20 protein-coding genes are annotated in these 17,427 nt (G+C 71.8%); 1 reads left to right on the top strand and 19 read right to left on the bottom strand.

Annotation, left to right across the window (positions count from 1 at the left end; all coding sequences use genetic code 11):
• Positions 1-10 precede the first annotated feature (10 nt).
• On the top strand, positions 11-724 hold the full coding sequence (locus G578_RS0110015; RefSeq protein ID WP_028794119.1) for an SDR family oxidoreductase: 714 nt from the start codon (positions 11-13) through the stop codon (positions 722-724).
• Here G578_RS0110015 and G578_RS0110010 read toward each other — a convergent pair.
• From G578_RS0110010 to G578_RS0109920, 19 genes are all read right to left on the bottom strand, one after another.
• Positions 721-2,124, bottom strand: a complete 1,404-nt coding sequence (locus G578_RS0110010; RefSeq protein ID WP_051244499.1) for an amidase — start codon at positions 2,122-2,124, stop codon at positions 721-723. The genes G578_RS0110015 and G578_RS0110010 overlap by 4 nt on opposite strands.
• Before the next feature lie 131 nt (positions 2,125-2,255).
• Positions 2,256-2,720 (bottom strand): DUF3237 domain-containing protein, encoded by a 465-nt coding sequence (locus G578_RS0110005; RefSeq protein ID WP_028794117.1) that lies wholly within the window; start codon positions 2,718-2,720, stop codon positions 2,256-2,258.
• Between the two features lie 29 nt (positions 2,721-2,749).
• Positions 2,750-4,474 carry a dihydroxy-acid dehydratase gene (locus G578_RS0110000; RefSeq protein WP_028794116.1) on the bottom strand — a complete coding sequence of 575 codons (1,725 nt, stop codon included), beginning with the start codon at positions 4,472-4,474 and terminating at the stop codon, positions 2,750-2,752.
• A 79-nt stretch (positions 4,475-4,553) separates the two neighbouring features.
• Positions 4,554-4,829, bottom strand: a complete 276-nt coding sequence (locus G578_RS0109995) for a sulfurtransferase TusA family protein (protein ID WP_084618802.1) — start codon at positions 4,827-4,829, stop codon at positions 4,554-4,556.
• Positions 4,819-5,535 (bottom strand): DUF1194 domain-containing protein, encoded by a 717-nt coding sequence (locus G578_RS25695; RefSeq protein ID WP_211228884.1) that lies wholly within the window; start codon positions 5,533-5,535, stop codon positions 4,819-4,821. Before G578_RS25695 ends, G578_RS0109995 begins: the two co-directional genes overlap by 11 nt.
• Positions 5,536-5,900: 365 nt before the next feature.
• Positions 5,901-6,824 (bottom strand): LysR family transcriptional regulator, encoded by a 924-nt coding sequence (locus tag G578_RS0109985; protein WP_169400847.1) that lies wholly within the window; start codon positions 6,822-6,824, stop codon positions 5,901-5,903.
• A gap of 115 nt (positions 6,825-6,939) precedes the next feature.
• Complete coding sequence (locus G578_RS0109980; RefSeq protein ID WP_028794113.1) at positions 6,940-7,728, bottom strand: hypothetical protein; 789 nt, start codon at positions 7,726-7,728, stop codon at positions 6,940-6,942.
• Entirely contained in the window at positions 7,719-8,225 is a 507-nt protein-coding gene (locus tag G578_RS29460) for a hypothetical protein (protein ID WP_156907251.1), read from the bottom strand. Before G578_RS29460 ends, G578_RS0109980 begins: the two co-directional genes overlap by 10 nt.
• A 399-nt stretch (positions 8,226-8,624) precedes the next feature.
• The gene (locus tag G578_RS29455; protein ID WP_028794111.1) at positions 8,625-9,086 is read right to left on the bottom strand and encodes a hypothetical protein; all 462 of its coding nucleotides are present in this window, start codon (positions 9,084-9,086) and stop codon (positions 8,625-8,627) included.
• Positions 9,083-9,628: a hypothetical protein gene (locus tag G578_RS28345; protein WP_051244497.1), complete on the bottom strand. Its 546-nt coding sequence runs from the start codon at positions 9,626-9,628 to the stop codon at positions 9,083-9,085. Before G578_RS28345 ends, G578_RS29455 begins: the two co-directional genes overlap by 4 nt.
• Positions 9,628-10,023, bottom strand: coding sequence for a hypothetical protein (locus G578_RS25685; RefSeq protein WP_051244495.1), 396 nt, complete (start codon positions 10,021-10,023; stop codon positions 9,628-9,630). Before G578_RS25685 ends, G578_RS28345 begins: the two co-directional genes overlap by 1 nt.
• Positions 10,024-10,042: 19 nt before the next feature.
• Positions 10,043-10,864, bottom strand: coding sequence for a hypothetical protein (locus tag G578_RS29450; protein ID WP_028794110.1), 822 nt, complete (start codon positions 10,862-10,864; stop codon positions 10,043-10,045).
• A gap of 77 nt (positions 10,865-10,941) precedes the next feature.
• On the bottom strand, positions 10,942-11,499 hold the full coding sequence (locus tag G578_RS0109950; protein WP_028794109.1) for a hypothetical protein: 558 nt from the start codon (positions 11,497-11,499) through the stop codon (positions 10,942-10,944).
• A 60-nt stretch (positions 11,500-11,559) separates the two neighbouring features.
• A complete protein-coding gene (locus G578_RS28340; protein WP_028794108.1) occupies positions 11,560-12,768 on the bottom strand; it encodes a hypothetical protein in 1,209 nt (402 codons plus the stop codon).
• Between the two features lie 60 nt (positions 12,769-12,828).
• On the bottom strand, positions 12,829-13,344 hold the full coding sequence (locus tag G578_RS0109940) for a hypothetical protein (protein ID WP_028794107.1): 516 nt from the start codon (positions 13,342-13,344) through the stop codon (positions 12,829-12,831).
• Entirely contained in the window at positions 13,341-14,981 is a 1,641-nt protein-coding gene (locus G578_RS0109935; protein ID WP_028794106.1) for a hypothetical protein, read from the bottom strand. The genes G578_RS0109940 and G578_RS0109935 overlap by 4 nt, the downstream gene beginning before the upstream one ends.
• Before the next feature lie 98 nt (positions 14,982-15,079).
• Positions 15,080-15,832: a lytic transglycosylase domain-containing protein gene (locus tag G578_RS29870; RefSeq protein WP_051244493.1), complete on the bottom strand. Its 753-nt coding sequence runs from the start codon at positions 15,830-15,832 to the stop codon at positions 15,080-15,082.
• 14 nt (positions 15,833-15,846) lie between these two features.
• Positions 15,847-16,236: a hypothetical protein gene (locus G578_RS29865; protein ID WP_169400846.1), complete on the bottom strand. Its 390-nt coding sequence runs from the start codon at positions 16,234-16,236 to the stop codon at positions 15,847-15,849.
• Between the two features lie 138 nt (positions 16,237-16,374).
• Positions 16,375-17,343 carry a hypothetical protein gene (locus tag G578_RS0109920; protein WP_028794104.1) on the bottom strand — a complete coding sequence of 323 codons (969 nt, stop codon included), beginning with the start codon at positions 17,341-17,343 and terminating at the stop codon, positions 16,375-16,377.
• Between the last annotated feature and the right edge of the window lie 84 nt (positions 17,344-17,427).

Raw genomic sequence — 17,427 nt, 5'->3', positions numbered from 1 at the left:
TCGTCGCCGCATGACCCAGCTTTCCCCCTTCCCCTCCCCCGCCCTTGCCGTCGTCATCGGCGCCGGCGGCGGGATCGGCGCCGCCCTGCTCTCCGCCCTGCGGGAAGCCGGCCGGTTCGAGGACGTGATCGGCCTGTCGCGGCGCGGCGATCCGCCGCTCGACCTGCTGGACGAGCGCTCGATCCGCGCCGCCGCCGAGCGCATCGCCGGCCACCGCGCCCCGCCCCGGCTGATCCTGGACGCGACCGGTTTCCTGCATGACGGCGACTACCGGCCGGAGAAGTCGTGGCGCCAGCTCGACCCGGACCACCTCGCCCGCGCCTTCGCCGTCAACGCCACCGGCCCGGCCCTGCTGATGAAGCACCTGCTGCCGCTGCTGCCGCGCGACGGCAAGGCGGTGTTCGCAACCCTGTCGGCCCGGGTCGGCTCGATCTCCGACAACCGGATCGGCGGCTGGTACGCCTACCGGGCGTCGAAGGCGGCGCTGAACCAGTTGGTGCGCTGCGCCGCGATCGAGCTGCGGCGTACCCACCCGCAGGCGGTCTGCGTCGCCCTGCATCCGGGCACGGTGGACACCGGCCTCTCGGCCCCCTTCGCCAAGGCGGGGCTGGAGGTGCGCCCGCCGGAGGTGGCGGCGGCCGACCTGCTCGCCGTGGTGGACGGGCTCACACCCGAGCGCAGCGGCGAGCTGGTGGACCAGAACGGCGAGACGGTGCCGTTCTAGCCGACGATCACCGGGTCGATGCTGCCGCTGATCCAGCGGGCGAGGCCGGTCATCCGGGCGTCGTCGCCGTCCTGACCCATGACCTGGACGCCGACCGGCAGGCCGTTCACCGCCAGCATCGGCATGGTCACCGCCGGGGCGCCGGCGAGCGAGCTCGGCGTGTTGAACACCGCGTCGCCGGTCGGCAGCTTGGCGAGCGGCTGCCCCGGCACGTCGCCCGGCCACAGCGGCGCCGGACCCGGGCAGGCGAAGGTCAGGAACGCGTCGGCCACCGAGGCCAGCGCCCGCCACGCGGCCCGCAGCTGCTCCCGGCGCAGCAGCAGGTGGCGGTAGTCGTCCGGTCCCAGCGCCTCCACCGCGCCGATCCGCGCCTTGATTCGCTCGCTCACCCCCTCGCCCTTGGTGTCGATCAGGTTGCGCAGGGTCCAGCGGTTCTCCCAGGCGGTGATGGTGTTGGCCAGATCGCCGGCGCCCACCAGCGCCCGCTCCAGGTTCTCAATCAGCGGATGGTCGCCGCGGCGCAGGATCTCCACGCCGGCCGACCGCAGGTGGTCGAGCAGACCGTCCATCGCGCCGTGGCTGTCGGCATCGGTGCGGGCCCAGCCGTCGGTCTCCAGCAGGATCAGCCGGTTCGGCTTCACCGGGGCCGGCGTGGTCATCGGTCCCTGGATGCCGGCGCGGCCCGGATCGCCGCCGCAGCGGCTCGCCACCTCGATGGCGACCTGCCACATGTCCTCGATCGAGCCGGCATGGGGGCCGTGGGTGCTCATGGAGGTGGCCTGGCGCTCGCCGCGATGGATGCCGCCCTGGCTCGGCTTGAGCGCGAAGTTGCCGCAGAACGCCGCCGGCCGGATGATCGAGCCGCCGACCTGGGAGCCGATGGCCGCCGGCATGAACCCGGCCGCCACCGCCGCCGCCGAGCCGGAGGACGAGCCGCCGGGCGTGCGGGCCGGGTCGAACGGGTTGGTGGTCGGTCCCGGATGGTTGCCGCCCAGCTCCGCCGTGACGGTCTTGCCGAAGATCACCGCCCCGGCCCGGCGCAGCGCCCAGACCGCCGCGTTGTCGTGTTTCGGGAAATTCCCCGTCATCGCCGCGCAGCCGAGCTGCGTCGGCATGTCCTTGGTTTCCAGCAGGTCCTTGATGCCGACCGGCATGCCGTCGATCGGCGACAGCGGCTTGCCGTCCTTCCAGCGCGCGGTGCTGGCGTCGGCGGCGGCGCGGGCCGTCTCCCGGTTCAGGGCGGCGAAGGCCTGGACCACCGGCTCGCGGGCGTCGACCGCCTCCAGGCAACGCTCCAGATAGGCGCGCGGCGTGTCGCGTCCCTCGGCGAAGGCGGCGGTGGCGTCGAACCAGGTCAGGGCCTTGAACTGACGGGGGTCATAGCGCGTGGCGCCGGTCATGACGGTCTCCAATGCAGGCGGGGAACGGGTCGAAAGGTGGGTCCCCGTCAGCTTGGCAAGCCGTCAGCCGAAGATCAATCCACGCACTTGCCCCCGAACTCGCCCCCGGACTTGACCGCGCGCGTGCGCGCTTACAGGACCCTGAACACCCGATAGACCGGCCCTTCCGGCTTGCGGTCGCCGGTGGAGACGAAGATCGACCGGGTCAGCCAGGCATAGGGGCCGTCGGTCGCCGTCTCGAAGAACGGGGCGGTGCGGAAATACAGCTCCGAGGGATCCACCGGCTGGCCGGCGGCGAGCCGCTCCATGACCTCCTTCGGGCCGTGTCGCAGGCCCTTGTAGGTCATGTAGATGCGGTGGCCGTCGTCGGTCTCCATGGTCAGCCGCACGTCGAGCTGGGTGACCCCGTCGATCCGGTTGAGGATCCAGTCTCCGCCGCCGTCGCGCACGGTGCCCTTGAGCCCCGGCCCCTCGAAGGTGCCGCCGGTCACCCGGGCGATGCGGCGGTCGCCGTACTGGGTAATGCCGATCGCCACCAGCGGCATCTCGACGTGGAGCTTCAGTTCCATGACGAATTCGGTCTGGATCTCGGACATGCGGGTCTCTCCCTTTGTTACGTTTCTTATCAGTCCTTCCAGACCAGAAAGTCGAAATCGACGCCCTGGTCCGCCTGGGTGACGGAGTTCATGTAGAGGTGACGGTAGCCGCGCTTGTGGATCGGCTGCACCTCGGTCGGCCTGATCTCCTCCAGGCGCCGGGCGATCTCCGCGTCGTCCAGCAGCAGGTCGATGGAGCGGTTCTGCACCGAGATCCGGATGCGGTCGCCGGTGCGCACCACGCCGAGCGGTCCGCCATCGGCGGCTTCCGGGGTGACGTGCAGCACGATGGTGCCGAAGGCGGTGCCGCTCATCCTTGCGTCGGAGATGCGGACCATGTCCTTCACCCCGGCGCGGGCCAGCTTCTTGGGGATCGGCAGGTAGCCGGCCTCGGGCATCGCCGCCGGGCTCTTCGGGCCGGCGTTCTGCAGCACCAGGAAGTCGTCGGCGGCCACGTCCAGCTCCGGATCGTCGATCCGCGCCGCCAGGTCGGCCAGGTCGGAGAAGACGACCGCCCGGCCCTCCTTCTCGAACAGGGTCGGATCGGCGGCCGAGCGCTTCAGGATCGCGCCGCGCGGGGCAAGCGAGCCGAACAGGGCCACCAGCCCGCCCTTCTCCTGGAACGGCGCGTCGAAGGGGCGCACGATGTCGTGGTCGACCCAGGTCTTGTCGGCGTCCAGCCGCTCCTCCAGGGTCTCGCCGGTGACGCTGACCGTGTCCAGATGCAGCAGCGGCCGCAGGGCGTGCAGCACGCCGACCAGCCCGCCGGCGGCGAACAGGTCCTCCATGTAATGCGCCCCGGTCGGCTTCAGATCGACCAGCACCGGCGTCTCGTCCGACATCTCGTTCAGCCGATCCAGCGGCACCGGAATGCCGAGCCGCCCGGCGATGGCCGTCAGGTGGACGATGGCGTTGGTCGACCCGCCGATGGCGAGCAGCACGCGCAGGGCGTTCTCAACCGATTTCGGCGTGATGATGTCCTTCGGCAGCAGCCGGTCGTCGCCCTTGGCGAGCGCAAGCTGCATCGCCCGCGCCCCGGAGGCCTCGGCGGCGCGCAGCCGGTCGGCATGGACCGCCGGAATGGACGCGGTGCCCGGCAGGGTCATGCCAAGCGCCTCGGCGATGCAGGCCATCGTACTGGCCGTGCCCATCACCGCGCAGGTGCCGGCGGTGGTGGCCAGGCTGCCCTCGATCCGCTTGATGCCCTCGTCCGACACCTCGCCGGCGCGGTACTTGCCCCAGAACCGGCGGCAGTCGGTGCACGCCCCCAGGCGCTCGCCGTCATAGGGCGAGGTCAGCATCGGGCCGACGGCGCAATAAACGACCGGGACTTCCGCGTTGGCGGCGCCCATGAGCTGGGCCGGCAGGGTCTTGTCGCAGCCGCCGATCACCACGACCGCGTCCATCGGCTGGGCGCGGATCATCTCCTCCACGTCCATGCTCATCAGGTTGCGGTACATCAGGGAGGTCGGATTGAGGAACGTCTCGCCCAGCGAGATCGTCGGGAACTCGATCGGCAGACCGCCGGCCGCCAGCACGCCGCGCTTGGTCGCCTCGACCAGCTCCGGCATCAGGCGGTGGCAGTTGTTGTAGCCGCTGCCCGACGAGCAGATCCCGACCACGGGCTTGTCCAGCATCTCGCGGCTGTAGCCCATGGACGAGGCCATGGAGCGCCGCAGGTACAGGCTGAATTCGTTGTCGCCGTAATTGGTCAGGCCGCGTCCGAGGCCCTTGGGCGTTTCTTTGTCGGTCATACTTGGTTCCTCCCGCGCGCACCTTAGTCGCCGGACGTGCGGATTGGGAAGGCGCGGAAATGCCGCGCGCCGGCCCGCGCTACGCCGTGCGGCGCAGGACGAAGCGCAGAACCTCGCCCTCCTCGGCGCTCACCAGCTCGTGGCCGGACTGGCGGGCGTAGTGCCGGAAGTCGAGCATCGCCGCCGGGTCGGTCACCAGCACCTCCAGCAGGGCGCCGATCTCGACCTGGGCGATGGCCTTACGCGCCTTGAGCACCGGCAGCGGGCATTTCAGGCCGCGCACGTCCAGCGACCGGGCGATCGGCTCGGCCGTCTCGGATCCGGGCGCGTCGGGGGTCGGCTGGTCAGCGCTCATGCGGCGAGTCCTGCGCAAGTCTGGTGGCGGCACCCGTCGGCCGGGCGTCGGCGATCTCGCGCACCATCTTCGCCAGCAGGGTCTGCGTAAAGCCCCTCTCTTCGGTCGCCACCACCACGAAGGCCCCGAGCCCGCCTATCACGTCCATCTCGTAATGCTCGTCCAGCGGCTCGCCGCTCGGCCCGGTGCGCACGTTGCGGTTGGCGACCACCAGGCCGTTGATGGTGATGCCGTCGGCCACGGTCATCGAGCGGATCAGGGCGAGCGGCCGGCCGCCGATCTGCGGGCCGTCGCCGGACAGGTCGATGACCTTGCGCGCGCCGTCGATGTCGTTGGTGCGGATCAGGTCGGCGGAATAGGCGATGGCCTCGCTGATCGAGTTGTAGCCGTACGCCGCCCGAGGCGCTGCCACCAGGCGCGCGCCCCAGGCCAGGGCATCGTCGCGGTTGGCGATCACCGTCCAGTCGACGATGGTGTGCTGGCTCTGCGGCGCGCCCCACTCGACGAAGGCCACGGCGATGCGCCCGAGCGGGCCGGCGGCGATCACCTCCTGCACCCGCTGGTCGGCCAGAGCGGCGGCGTAGCCCTGGCGCTGAAATCGGAGTTCCTCGTCATCGATCGAACCGGAGCCGTCGGAGGCGAAGACCAGTTCCAGATCGACCGCCGTGCGGGCCGCCGCCATCGGCGCTAACACCAGCGACGCCAACAGAAAAATCCCGGTCAAGCCTGTGGATATTGACGAGGCGGCAAAGAACCCGCCAGCGGGCCAAGACCCGCGCTTTCCCCGGGATCGGGGTGCTGCGGGAATTTTCACCTTAAAATTTGCGGATAAATCAAAAAAACGCGTGCAGTTCGAAAACCCTAAAGTTGTCCACATCACATCCACAGCCCCCGTGAGTCGGTGGTGGTCAGACAGTGCTCAGGGAATTGAAGGTTCCAGTTTCGCACCGATCAACTCGCAATGCCGTGAGGAATGTCACGGCGGGCAAAGTACGGGACGAATGGCGATGGAGCGGCAGCGGGATCAGGCCGGGGCCGGATCAGACCCGGCCGGTTCAAGACTGGGCCGGATCAGGCCCGGCCGGCGATGCGGTCGGCGTCCGCCTGGGCGCGTTCGTGGACGAAGTCCAGCACCGCGCGGATCCGCGCCAGCTTCGACAGGTCGCGGTGGACCAGCAGCCAGAGGTCGACCCCCGGGATCTCGCTGCCGGGCAGCACGCGGACCACGTCGCGGACCTCCTCGGCGACCATGCAGGGCACCAGGGCGATGCCGATCCCGGCCCGGGCGGCGGCGAGGCGGGCGCTGGCCGGGTTGGTGGCGAAGGCCGGCGGCCGCCCGCCCATCTGCTGACGCAGCCAACTCACTGGCGCGTTCTCCGGGAACCCGTCCAGCCAGTCGATGACCGCGTGATCGGCCAGATCGCCGGGTGCCTGGGGCGCGCCCCGCGCCTCGAGATAGCCGGGCGACGCGTAGAGACCGAAGCCGAGCGTGCCGATGCGCCGGATCACCAGGTCGCCCTGCTCGGGGCGGGCCATGCGGATGGCGACATCGGCCTCGCGGCGCGACAGGTTGAGGAAGCGGTACTCGTTGACGACCTGCAGGCGGATGCCGGGATGGCGGTCCTGCAGCAGCGGCAGGTTGCGGATCAGAAAGGGGCCGATCAGCGATTCGGTGGAGGTGACCGCAACCGTGCCGGTCAGCCCGCGATCCTCGGCGTCGAAGGCGCGGGCCAGGCCGAACATCTCGGTCTCGATGCCGCGGGCCCGGGCGGCCAGCTTCTCGCCCGCCTCGGTCAGGCCGTAGCCGTCCTGGCGCCGGTCGAACAGCCGGACCTCGAAACGGGCCTCCAGCGCGTCCACGTGGCGGCTGACCGTGGCCGGATTGACCCGCAGGGTGCGCGCCGCCGCCGACAGGCTGCCTTCCGCCGCCACCGCCAGGAAATAGCGCAGGTCATCCCAGTTCATGCTGCCGGAGCTCATGTTGCCAGTGCTCATGTTTCCAGTGCTCATGGGCCAGTGCTCATGGGCCAGACGCGCCGCCGGACATGCCGGTCACCTCGGTCGATATTTGCAAAACCGGCTCCCATGATCTGCCCGTCGCTTTGCAGGATCAAGGGATCCGTACGGGAGGGACTCCGGACGGCGGGGCGGCCGAATAGGTTCGGGTATCGGGCAGGGTCGCCATCAGCGCGCGCAGTCCGTCGTCGAGTACCGAAGCCAGCAGGTCCGGGCCGGCGACGAACAGCCCGGCCCGGCCCACGGCCAGCGCCACGCCGACCGGCGAGGTCGGCAGGCCGCCGTCGCCGCGCGAGACCCGGTGGTCGGCCTGCCAGAGGGCATCGCCGGTGCGCAGGTCGATCAGCCGGGCCCGCAGATCGATCCGCGCCTCGCTCCAGACCAGGGCGAAATGGCGCGCGGATCGCAGGGTAAGGGCGAGTCCGTGCGGACATCCGGCCCGTTCGGCGAAACGTTTTCGTGCCGCCGAGGTGGGATTGGTGCGTCGATTCTTTTGCCGCGGGTGTTCGACGGCGGCAAGAAAGGGGGCCGGATCGGCAGCCGGTTCGGACGCCAGATCGAGCGCCCAATGGCGGGTCAGCCGGTCCCGGGCATCCGGCCCGATGACCCCGGCCACGCGTCCGGACAGGTGACGGGCGAGCGCGCGCTCCGCCGATCGGGCGCTGATCTCGCCCCGCACCGCGGCGGGCAGGATCACGACACAGGCCGGCGGATCGTGCCAGAATCCCGCCGTCACCCGATGCGCGACCGGCGGCGGGCCGGGGGCCGAGACGCAGGCGCCAAGGCCTGCCACGAGACTGACTCCGAGCCCGGCCGCGCATCCGGCCGCGCGGCAGAGCCGGGCGATGCGCCGCAGGGCGGCGGCGGGCCGAGTCAGCCGCATCGTCCGATCCGCCCGAGCGCGATCCGGGACGTCAGCGGCCGCCCGTCGACGCGGAGATCGGTGAGGAAAAGCCGTTCCCCCTCAAGCGCATAGGCCGCCGTCACCTGTCCGGAAACGGGGCGTCCCTGCGGTATCAGCCGGGCCAGTCCGCCGAGCAACCGGCGATCATAGGCGCGGCTCACCAGGGTCACCAGCGCCCCGCCCCGCAGTCCGCCCGGCAGCCCGTGATGCCGCCGGATCCGCGCCGCCAACCCCTCGCCCGCCTCCGGCGCGTGCCCATCCGCACGGCGGAGCAGCGGCGAAAACACGGCCCCAGCCCCGGCCCCAGCCCAGTTCCAGGGCCTGCCGGCCGGATCGTCCAGCCGCCACAGCCGTCCCCCCGCCATCAGCGCAACCGCCAGCCCGCCGCAGCGCAGCAGGTGACCGGCAAGCCGCCGCCGATCGGCCTCCGCCCGTGGCCAGAGCAGGGTGACGTCCGGTCCTTCGCCCGCCGCCACCGCCCGCAACACCGCCTCGCCGACCGCGTCGCCGCCCCCCTCCGGCGCCGTCCGTCGCGGCGGTTCCGGCGCGCCCTCCCCCGCCCACTCCTCCGTCCTCTCCCCTGCCGCCCGCGATGCAAGCGCCCCTGTCGGTTCCGACGCCGCGCGGACACCGGGTATCGGCGGAGCGTCCGTCGACGGAGGCGCGGGCAGCCGGATCTCCGCCAGCGTCAGAGAGGGCGTCCTGCCCGCCGGATCCGCCGTCGCCGCGGCGGGCGGTTCCTCACGCTGTCCGGCCCGGCCCGGCGGTTCCGGTCGGAAGAGAAGCAGCCACGCCAGGCCCGCGGCCAGCACAACCGGGGCCAGCACAACCGGGGCCGTCATCGCCAGACGGTTCGCGGCCCTGTCCGCGGACATTCACCGTATGCCGGCAAGGAACCGGCTCTCCATCTCGCGTGCAAGATCGCGCAGCTCACGGGACAGCCCGTCACCCGCCCCGGCGCCCTCCCGTGTGAGTTTGGCGGCGCCGGTCTCGTTGCGGTCGACCGCCTCCGGCGCGTGTGCCGAGCCGGACGCGTCAGGGTCGAGCGATACCGTCGCGCGCGGCGCCGGCGGCGGTGCCGGATCGGCCGGGTCCCCGTCTACCGCAGCCACCGTCGCCCCAGGAGGCTCACCGCGCAGGGGCTCTCCGCGCAGGGGCTCTCCGCGCAGAGGCTCCCCGTGCAGGGGCGCCTCCTCCGCCGGGCGCGGCGGCGACACCGGTACCGCGTGCTCCACCGTCGTGACGGCCGGGAGCGGGTCGGCCGCATGCCATCGATCCGCCAGGATCAGGTAGGCCAGGGTGGCGCCGACGACCAGGTTGAACAGGACGAACCTCATGTCGCTTCCCCCGGCCCTGGCGCCTCCCCGTCCGGCACCGCCCGGTCGGGCTCCCTGGCGGCCAGGACGAGGAGAACCGCGCGCAGCAGCGCCGCCAGCGGCAGCCCGACGATGCTCGTGGCGAACGCCATGGCGAACCGCCGGGTCAGCGCCCCAACGAGTCGGCCGGCCGTCTCCGGTCCCAGCGCCGCGGTGGAAAGGCTGGCGATGCCGAGGCCGATCCCCAGCAGGGTGAAGGTGAGGGCAAGGGTCGCGATGCCGGCCGACGCCTGCAGCCCGACGATGTGCCAGGACCGATCCCCGGGATCGCGCCAGAGGCGCACCACGGCGATCAGCGCGATCAGGGTGAGGAGGAGGATCGCGGCCAGGAAGACGGGACCGACCACCCGCTCCGTGCGGGCCACGAGCGCCGATACGCGGTCCCCGGTCAGCACGACGCCGAGTGCCAGGGCACCGCTGAGACCGGCCAACAGGATCGCCGTCGAGCGGGCGGCATCGTCCAGCGTGAGTCCGAGGCCCCCGACGGGGCGGCGCGGGGGCATCACCGGCGCCCCATGCGGGCCGCCATTACCCGCGCCGTCGAGATCCCGATCCGCTCGAGCCACAGGTCCAGGACCGCCCTGTCCAGCTCGATGGAGGCATGGGCAAGGAAGGTGAGGTCGTAATCGGCGAAGGCGCGGCGGGCGATCGGCCGGGTGTCGGCGGCCGTCCTGGGGTCGCGCAACGCGATGCGTTCCAGGTCGATCAGCCGGCGCCGCGCGATCTCCGCCGCCTCCGATCGTCCGGCCGGATCCCGGCCGGGGTCGAGCAGCGCCCCAATCAGTCGGGCCCGCTCCCGTTCCATGTTCTCCAGCGGATCGGCACGCGTCTCGCCCCCCGCGACAAGGATGAGGCCCAGGACCAGTCCCAAACCTGCCACCCACAGCGTTTTCGGCATCACGGCATCCTCCGTCGCGTCAGTTCGGGGCTATGAAGAAATCGACGGCCGCGCTCACATCGCGCAGCTCGGGGCGCCCGGCCGTGTCCCGCGATCGGGCATCCACCTCGTCCGCCAGGGCCATGGCGTCGAGGGCGACGAGCTTGGCCATGTAGGACAGCATCAGGTCCTTCTGGTCGAGCAGCGCCAGGTCGGTCTCGGCCTCGGCCACCAGATGCGCGAGATAGTCCGGCTTGCCGATCGCCCGCCCGTCGATCTGCGGCGCGGCGTTCATCGGGTGGGCGTCGATCGCCCGCGCCAGATCGGCGATGGCGGCCGCCTGTCTGCGGTATTCACGGCCGTACCGGCTTTCCTGCGCCGTGGCGGAGGCGAACAGCTTCATGTCGACCGACGCCTGCGACGCCGCGAAACGCTCCATTGCCGCCGCGCGCTGCCCGGCCAACGCCGCCGGCGCTTGCGGTCCGCCCGGATCGCCGGTCCGCTCGATCCGAGCCAACAGCCGCCGGTACAGAGCCAGCCGGGTCTCGACCTGCTGGCGTTCCAGATCATGACGCGCCCCCAGGAGGGATACGTAGTCCTGCTTGGCGCGCAGAAACGCATGGCGCTTCTCGTCCCGAAGGGCACCGCGCGCCGTTGCGGCCGCCGCCTGCATCGCGCCGAGAGACGCCGCCGTCCCCTCGATCGCCGCCGCCTTGTCCTGCAGGGCGTCCGCCAGCGAGGAGTCCCGGAAATCCCGGTCCACCGCCTTCTCCAGATAGCCGATCGGAAGACGGACCAGCTGCTCGCTCGCCACCGGCGTCCAGCTCGGCAACTCCTCCGCCCAGGCCGCCCCCATCGGCATTCCACCCAGGACTCCAACGAGCATCGCGAGACGCAACAGCGCCGAAATCGCCCGACCGCAGTTGTCGCGTACCGCCATCATCGGCCCCACCGGTCGATCCGGGCGAGTTCGTCGGCCAGCCGGCGCGGTACATTCACCCAGTCCCCCGCCCTGACCCCTGCCGGATGCGCTTTCAGGATCAGGCCCATACTGTCGATGAAGGACGTCCCGTCGTCGAAGAACAGGTCGCGGCCCGCAAAGGCGTCGGCGAAGCGCTCCAACCCCTCCCGGGCGCCGGCGACGTCGCCGCCCTTCATCCGGCTCTGCACCGCCACCGCGTAGACCCGCATCCGGTCCTCCAGATCCAGGTGGGCGGCATCGGGTCCCAGATCGGCTTCGCAGCGCTCAAGGGTGCGGGCGACCGCGAGATAGCGGGCGGCCTCTGCCGCCGCCCGCGCCTGGCGTTCCAGGGCCAGGCCCTCGTCGCGGCAGGTCCGGTAGGCGCGCATCGCCTCGACCTCGGCGAACCGGGCCTGGCGATAGCCGATCCCTTCCGGCGCCATGCGGGGCGCAGCGACACAGGCGGCGAGCAGGGCCGCCAGGCCGAGCGCCGAAGACGCTGCGGTCAGGATCGAACGGTGTCGGGTGCTGCCCATGTCTGGCACCTCCGGCGAACGGTCTCGTCACCGGAGCCATGGGCGGGCCAGAGCCGGATTTCAGCGCGCCGGGATCACCCGGTGAAGAATCTCGCGCACCTCCACATCCTGATCGTGCAATCCGTCGACCAGCGCATCGATTTCGGCGCTGGACAGCAGGTCGATGGCGCCGAACGCCTGGGCGACCTGGGGACGGTCGCCGTCGGCGAGGACGAGCAGGCCGCGCACGTCGATGCTCCGACGCACCCAGTCGGGCGGCTGCACCCGAACTTCGGCGGCCTCGCCCGGCGCGAGGATTCCCACGGCCAGCTCCGTATGGCGGCGGCGCGAGGCGTATTCCCGCACCCCGCCCTGGACCGCGCCATAGAGCCAGATCCGCACCGGCCGCTCACCGGCATTGGTCGCACGGAACGCCACCGCGCAGACCTCGCGCGGACCCTGCGGCCCCGGATCGGCCACGTCCGCCGGTCCGCAGGCGTCGCCGACCGGCCGGGACTCGAGCACGTCGAAGGAGACCCGGGCGGGCGCGAAAACCGGCACGCTCCCGGCCGACGGCGCCGCCGGCTGCCCGGCTGCCAGTTGTCCGGCGGCTGGTGGCATCTCGGTCGCCGGCTGCGACCGCGGGGTCTGCCAGAGCCCCCAGACGATGGCGGCGCCCCCCAGCAGCAGCGCGACGCCGAGGACCCCGCCACCGCGTCCCGCCCTGCCCCAATCCACCGGGCCCCGGACCACCGGTGCGACGAGGCCGAGATGGGCCAGCGCCTCGTCGACCGACCGCACCGCCAGCGGCGCGGCCCCGGCCGGCAGATCGTCGGCGTGCTCGACCGCGGCAACGGCGAGCACGGGCGGGCCGGTGGCCAGGAGTGCCGCCGAGCGGCGCGCCTTGTCCACCACACGCGCCACCGGCCCAACCTTGAGGTCGGAATCCACCGTGCCGGTCGCCCAGACGATGCCCTCGGCCGGCGCATCGTCCTCGGCCAGCCGGTCCGCCAGCTTCAGCCGGTGGGCAAGATAGAACCCGAGCTGCCAGCTCCGTCCGTCGTCGATGGGGCGGTCCACATCCACCCGGTACACCCGCTGGCCGGTATCACGTTCGACCACGCCGGTCGGCCGCCGCACGAAGGCGTCGTAGTCGCCGGAGATCGGCAGGGCGGTGGCGGTGCCGGCGAGGCAGACCACCGAGCGGAGCGCCGGATCCTCCGCGGTGATCCGGCGGACCGTGCTCGGCCCGGCGGTGGTTGCGATGACCACCCGCAGACGTCCACTCATGTCCCCGGACTCCGCGCCAGGCGCGTACCGGGTCGGCGCGCGACCGGCGCCGTCCAACGGTCACACGAGGTAGAGCCGGGCATCCGCATCCGCCAAAGCGACCAGGATCGGATCCGAGTTGTCGACGAGTATCTGGACCATGCCGTCGACCGGCGGCGGCAGGGCGAATACCAGCGGTTCCGCCCCGTCGCCGACCGCGATCAGGCGCGACGCCGTCGCCGTGGGGTCGTCGAAGGTTATGGCGAGATAGCTCTGGCCGGGCGCGCCCAGGGACGGGACGACCCGCAGACGGGCGCCGTCGGCGTGGCGGTCGATGCCGTCTTGCGGGGTTGCCGCCGCCGCCTGCCGGGGGAAGGCCACGGAGGCCGCATCGGCCAGCAGGGCGTCCAGATCAGCGTCGGGCACGATCCCGCCCGGCAGGGCGCGGCCGGTCGCCAGAGCCGACCAGATGGCCGAGACCGACGGCCGGGACGGAGCACGGCAATCCGTCAGGCCCCGCGCCACATCCAGGGCCGAGAAGATCGTCTCGGCCGTCCGGCGCCCGTCGCCCTCCAGATCCCGCCACCGGTCGGTCATGCGGTACCGCCGTAGAGCGCCCGGAAGCCGGTGCGGAACCGGACCGTGTCCTGCGCGAACGTGTCGTCGGACAGCCGGCCTTCGGCGGCGGTACGGACATGCTGCAGCCGCACCAGCAGACGACGCACCAGGGGCGCACCGGCCGCCATGCCGTTCACCGCCGTGGCCGACCGTCGGTCCTCGGGGCCGAAGCCGGACCGCCCGACGCCGCGCAGCGCCTTGCGGGCATCGCCGATCAGACCGGCGACCTCCGGGCCAACGACCTTTGGGTCGGCCAGGGCGGCCACCATGCCGACCACACCGCCGGGCCGCAACGCGATGACATTCGATCCGTCCGCCTCGCTGGGCAGACGGTCGCGCAGGCCGCTCAGGTCGGCCGCCGGCAGCCGGGCCAGCACCTCCAGCGCCGCTTCCGTCCGATCCGCCTCCACCAGGACCGCGAGGGCGGCCAGGGCCATGCGTTCGAGCCGCCCCTCCAGGCCGCGCCACTGGCCGAGCCGCTGGTCGTAGGATTCGCACTCCCGCAGGTCGATCAGGCCGGTCACCTCGGCCTGCGGCGCGTGGCGGCGCAGCGCCTGACTAAGGCGGGACTGGACAGCGCCGAAGGTCGCCGCACGCAGGACCGACACCGCCAGCACCCCGGCATGGGATCCGAGCCGGGCGATCAGGTCGAGCTCGCCGACCTCCCGTCGGGTCAGGAACTTGACCGCCGCCGCCGGCTCGCTCTGCAGCGCGCGGAGCTCGTCAGCTTCCTCGTCATGCACCTCCAGCAGCGCCAGCACCGTGCCGGGATCGACCTCCCCGGCCTCACGGTCGGGGCCGACCGACCGGGCGGTGTCGATGGCGTGGCGCTCGAAGGCGGCCTGTAGGGCGGTTCGCAGCATGCCGACCCGTTCGGTTACCATGCGGAAGCCCCGCAGCTCCGTCGCCTCGTCGTCGCCGGCGGTGACCGTGCCGTACCAGTAGTCCATCACCGCGCGGTCATCGAGGTCGTCGATGCCGAAGCCGGATCCGCGGCTCGCTTCCAGAAACGCGATCAGCCGGGCGAAGACCCGCAGGCTCTGCGCGGTGGAAAGGTGCTCCCTGAGATGGTCATAGAACAGCCGCGACAGGGCGTTGGCGTGGGTGGCGGCGCGCTGGGCCTCGAAGGGGGCGTCGAGCCAGGCACGGATCTCAGCATCGACCGCCCGGTAGCCAAGGGCGGTGACCATGAGTTCCAGCAGGGCGGCCAGAAAGCCCATCCGCCCATAGCTCACGGTGAAAGGCGCGTCGGGATAAGCGATCGTGACCCCGTTGCTCTCCAGCCGGAAGTCCTGATCGAAAGCGTCACAGTGCCGGCCACCTTCCTGAATCAGCGCCCGAAACGCCGGGCCGCGGGCGACCTGCACCCCGAAGAACAGCGCCGGCCAGCCGTGCCGCCCCCCCACCGCGTCGGCCACCCGCAGCAGATGGCAGAGCTCCAGCATCGGCTTGCCGTAGGCGCGGGCGGCGACCGTGCGGGACAGGGCGCGCATCACGGTCGGCGCGTATTTCGGACCGCCTCCCAGATCGGCGTCGGCGACGGTCCGGAAGGCCGCCTCAAGCGCCGGGCTGATCGAGCCTGCGAGCAACGCGCGTTCGGTGGAGATGCCGTCCATTCCGGGGTCCTGAACACAGCTTGGGCGGGAGCCGGGACTGGAACTGTAATCAAGACCATCGGATATTGCACGCATTGGCATCAGGCCCGCCGATTTTCTCAACCATCGCCCAGCAGAACGCGGAATCGGGCCTTGCGGTCGGCGATCCGGTCCAGCAACGCCCCGGCGCCGATGGCATCGCCGCGCTGCCGGTCGCGCCCGCCGGCCGCCGCGAGAGCCGCGTCCGCAAGGACCATGAAACGCCGGCGCAGGTCGGAGCGGTCCGCGTCCGGTCGCTCGATGCGCGCCGCCTCCGCCTGCCGCGTCGCGCGTCTCTCCAGGCCGGCAGTGGCCTCGGCGACGCGGTCGGCCAGTGCGATCGCCGTGGCGTCGCGGGCATAGCGCCGCTCGGCGGCCAGCACCTTGTCGACATAGGCGCGGGTCGCCGGGATCACCCGGGCGGCCCGCCCGCTCCCCACGCGGGAGCCGCCATTGTAGTGGGACAGGGCAAGGTCCCAGCGGCCGTCGTACCGCTCGATCAGCGACTGCAGGAAGGCCACGCCGAGCTGGATGTTCAGACGCGGGTTCCACAGGTCCTCGGCCGCCACGCCGAACTCTCCACGGGCGGTAGCCGGCATGATCTGCATGACGCCGCGCGCGCCGGCGGAACTGACCGCGTCGGCGACGAAATCGGATTCCGCCTCCGCCACCGCGAGCGCCAGGGAGGCCGGCACTCGCGCGCTGCGCTGCGCCTCCTGCACCACCATGCGCCGCACCTCCTCGCGGGATGCGGCCTCGCTGCGGGCTGCCGCCGGCGCAGTGCCGATTGCCACAACGGCACACACCGCCAGTACAAGAACGATGGACTTCATTTCGACACTCCCCGTCACAGGTGGTTCAGCCAGTCGGCATCGAGGGGCGTGACGACAACCCGGCCCGCGAATTGGGCCCGGGCCGCGAGAACCCGCTCGAGCGGCAGCCCGGGATCGACGGCGAGTACCACCGCCCCCGCGACCGCGGCCGGGTCGACGGCGCCCCCCTTGCGGTCGAGGAACCGGCCGCCATGGAACAGCACCAGCCGCTCGTCCGCGCCCACCGGACGCCCCCGGCCCTCCCACCGAGCAGCGGTCTGCAGACGCGGCGCTTCGGGGCCAGCGGCCGGCGCGCCGTCCGGAGGACCGACAGAGATCAGCACCAGGACGAGCAGGCAGAAGAAGGCCATGGCCAGCGCAAGGCCGATCTCGGTCATGGCATCGCTGACAGCTCTGTCGTCCACGGGGGCCCCTACGATCGGTCATTCCGGTCCATGGAACGGCCAGGGCGGATATCGGACAGGGCGATTTCTACCAGGGCGATTTCTACCAGGGCTATTTCTGCCAGGGCGATTTTTGGCCAGGCCGCAGACCGGGTTCCGTCAGTCCGGGCCCGCGGCGGGGGCGGGCAGCACCCGCTCGATCCGGATGTCGCCGCCGCGCACGCTCAGCACGGTCTCGCGCTGCGGGTCGAGGCCCATATCGACCAGCAGCAGGGTCAGCCAGCGCTCGACCTCGCGGGCGCTCGCCGTGGTCACGTATTCGTAGCGCCGCAACGCCGTCCCGCTGCGCAGCAGGCCGTAGCTGCGAAATCCCGGGAACCCGTCCGACATGACGCCGATGATGGACAGAGCGTCTTCCGTCGAGAGATTGCGCAAGGTCACGGTGTAGACCGTTTCCAACGCCCGCACCCCCGCCGTCACGGTCTCTTCCGGGGGCGCCAGGGCCGCGAGCTTGCGGGCCAACACCGCCCCCAGTTCGCTCGCCAGATCGCGGGCCCTGGTACCGACCGCATCCGAGGCGCAGGCGGCGGTGAGACAGCGGCCGGTGGTGGTCACCGTCTCGGTCGGCAGATCGAAGGCTCCGAGGAAGCGGTTGCTTCGGGTATCGAAGACCTCGCCGGACAGATGGAGGTCGATCCGCGTGGCGTAGCGGAGGTCGCGATAGGTGCTCTCGATCCGGAACAGGACGGCGGCCTGCACCCGCGCGGAGGCGCGGTCGGCGCCATCGGCCAGCTTGGCCGCTTCCAGCACATCCACCTTGTTGCGGTAGGGCCGCGCCGCCCAGCCGAGATCGGCGGCGATCGCCTCCTCGTCGACCACCCGGAACCCGCGGCGGTCCAGCGCCGCCTGCAGCTCGGAAACCACCCGGCGGAACGCAGGATCGGAGCGCGGAACCAGGTTCTCGTGGCCGTCTTCCCCAACAACCAGGACCGTCACCGGCCTGCTTGCATGCGAGCGTCCGGGTTCCTGGGCATGGCCGCGGGTCGCCGCGGAGGCGCAGGAGATCAGCATGCCGCTCGCGAATACCAGTGCCACCGCCCGGCTGACCATCGCCACCACCTTCCTCATCGCATCGCCCTCCCGGCCTCCCTGGCCCCTCCAGCGGACGGGGCGCGGCTCTCGATGGAGCCATGGAAGGCCGAGGGCGGTTTT

The organism is Thalassobaculum salexigens DSM 19539 (assembly GCF_000423805.1).
Lineage (GTDB): Bacteria > Pseudomonadota > Alphaproteobacteria > Thalassobaculales > Thalassobaculaceae > Thalassobaculum > Thalassobaculum litoreum.
The sequence above is the reverse complement of the archived record's forward strand: the minus strand, read 5'-3'. Positions and strand labels throughout refer to the sequence as shown.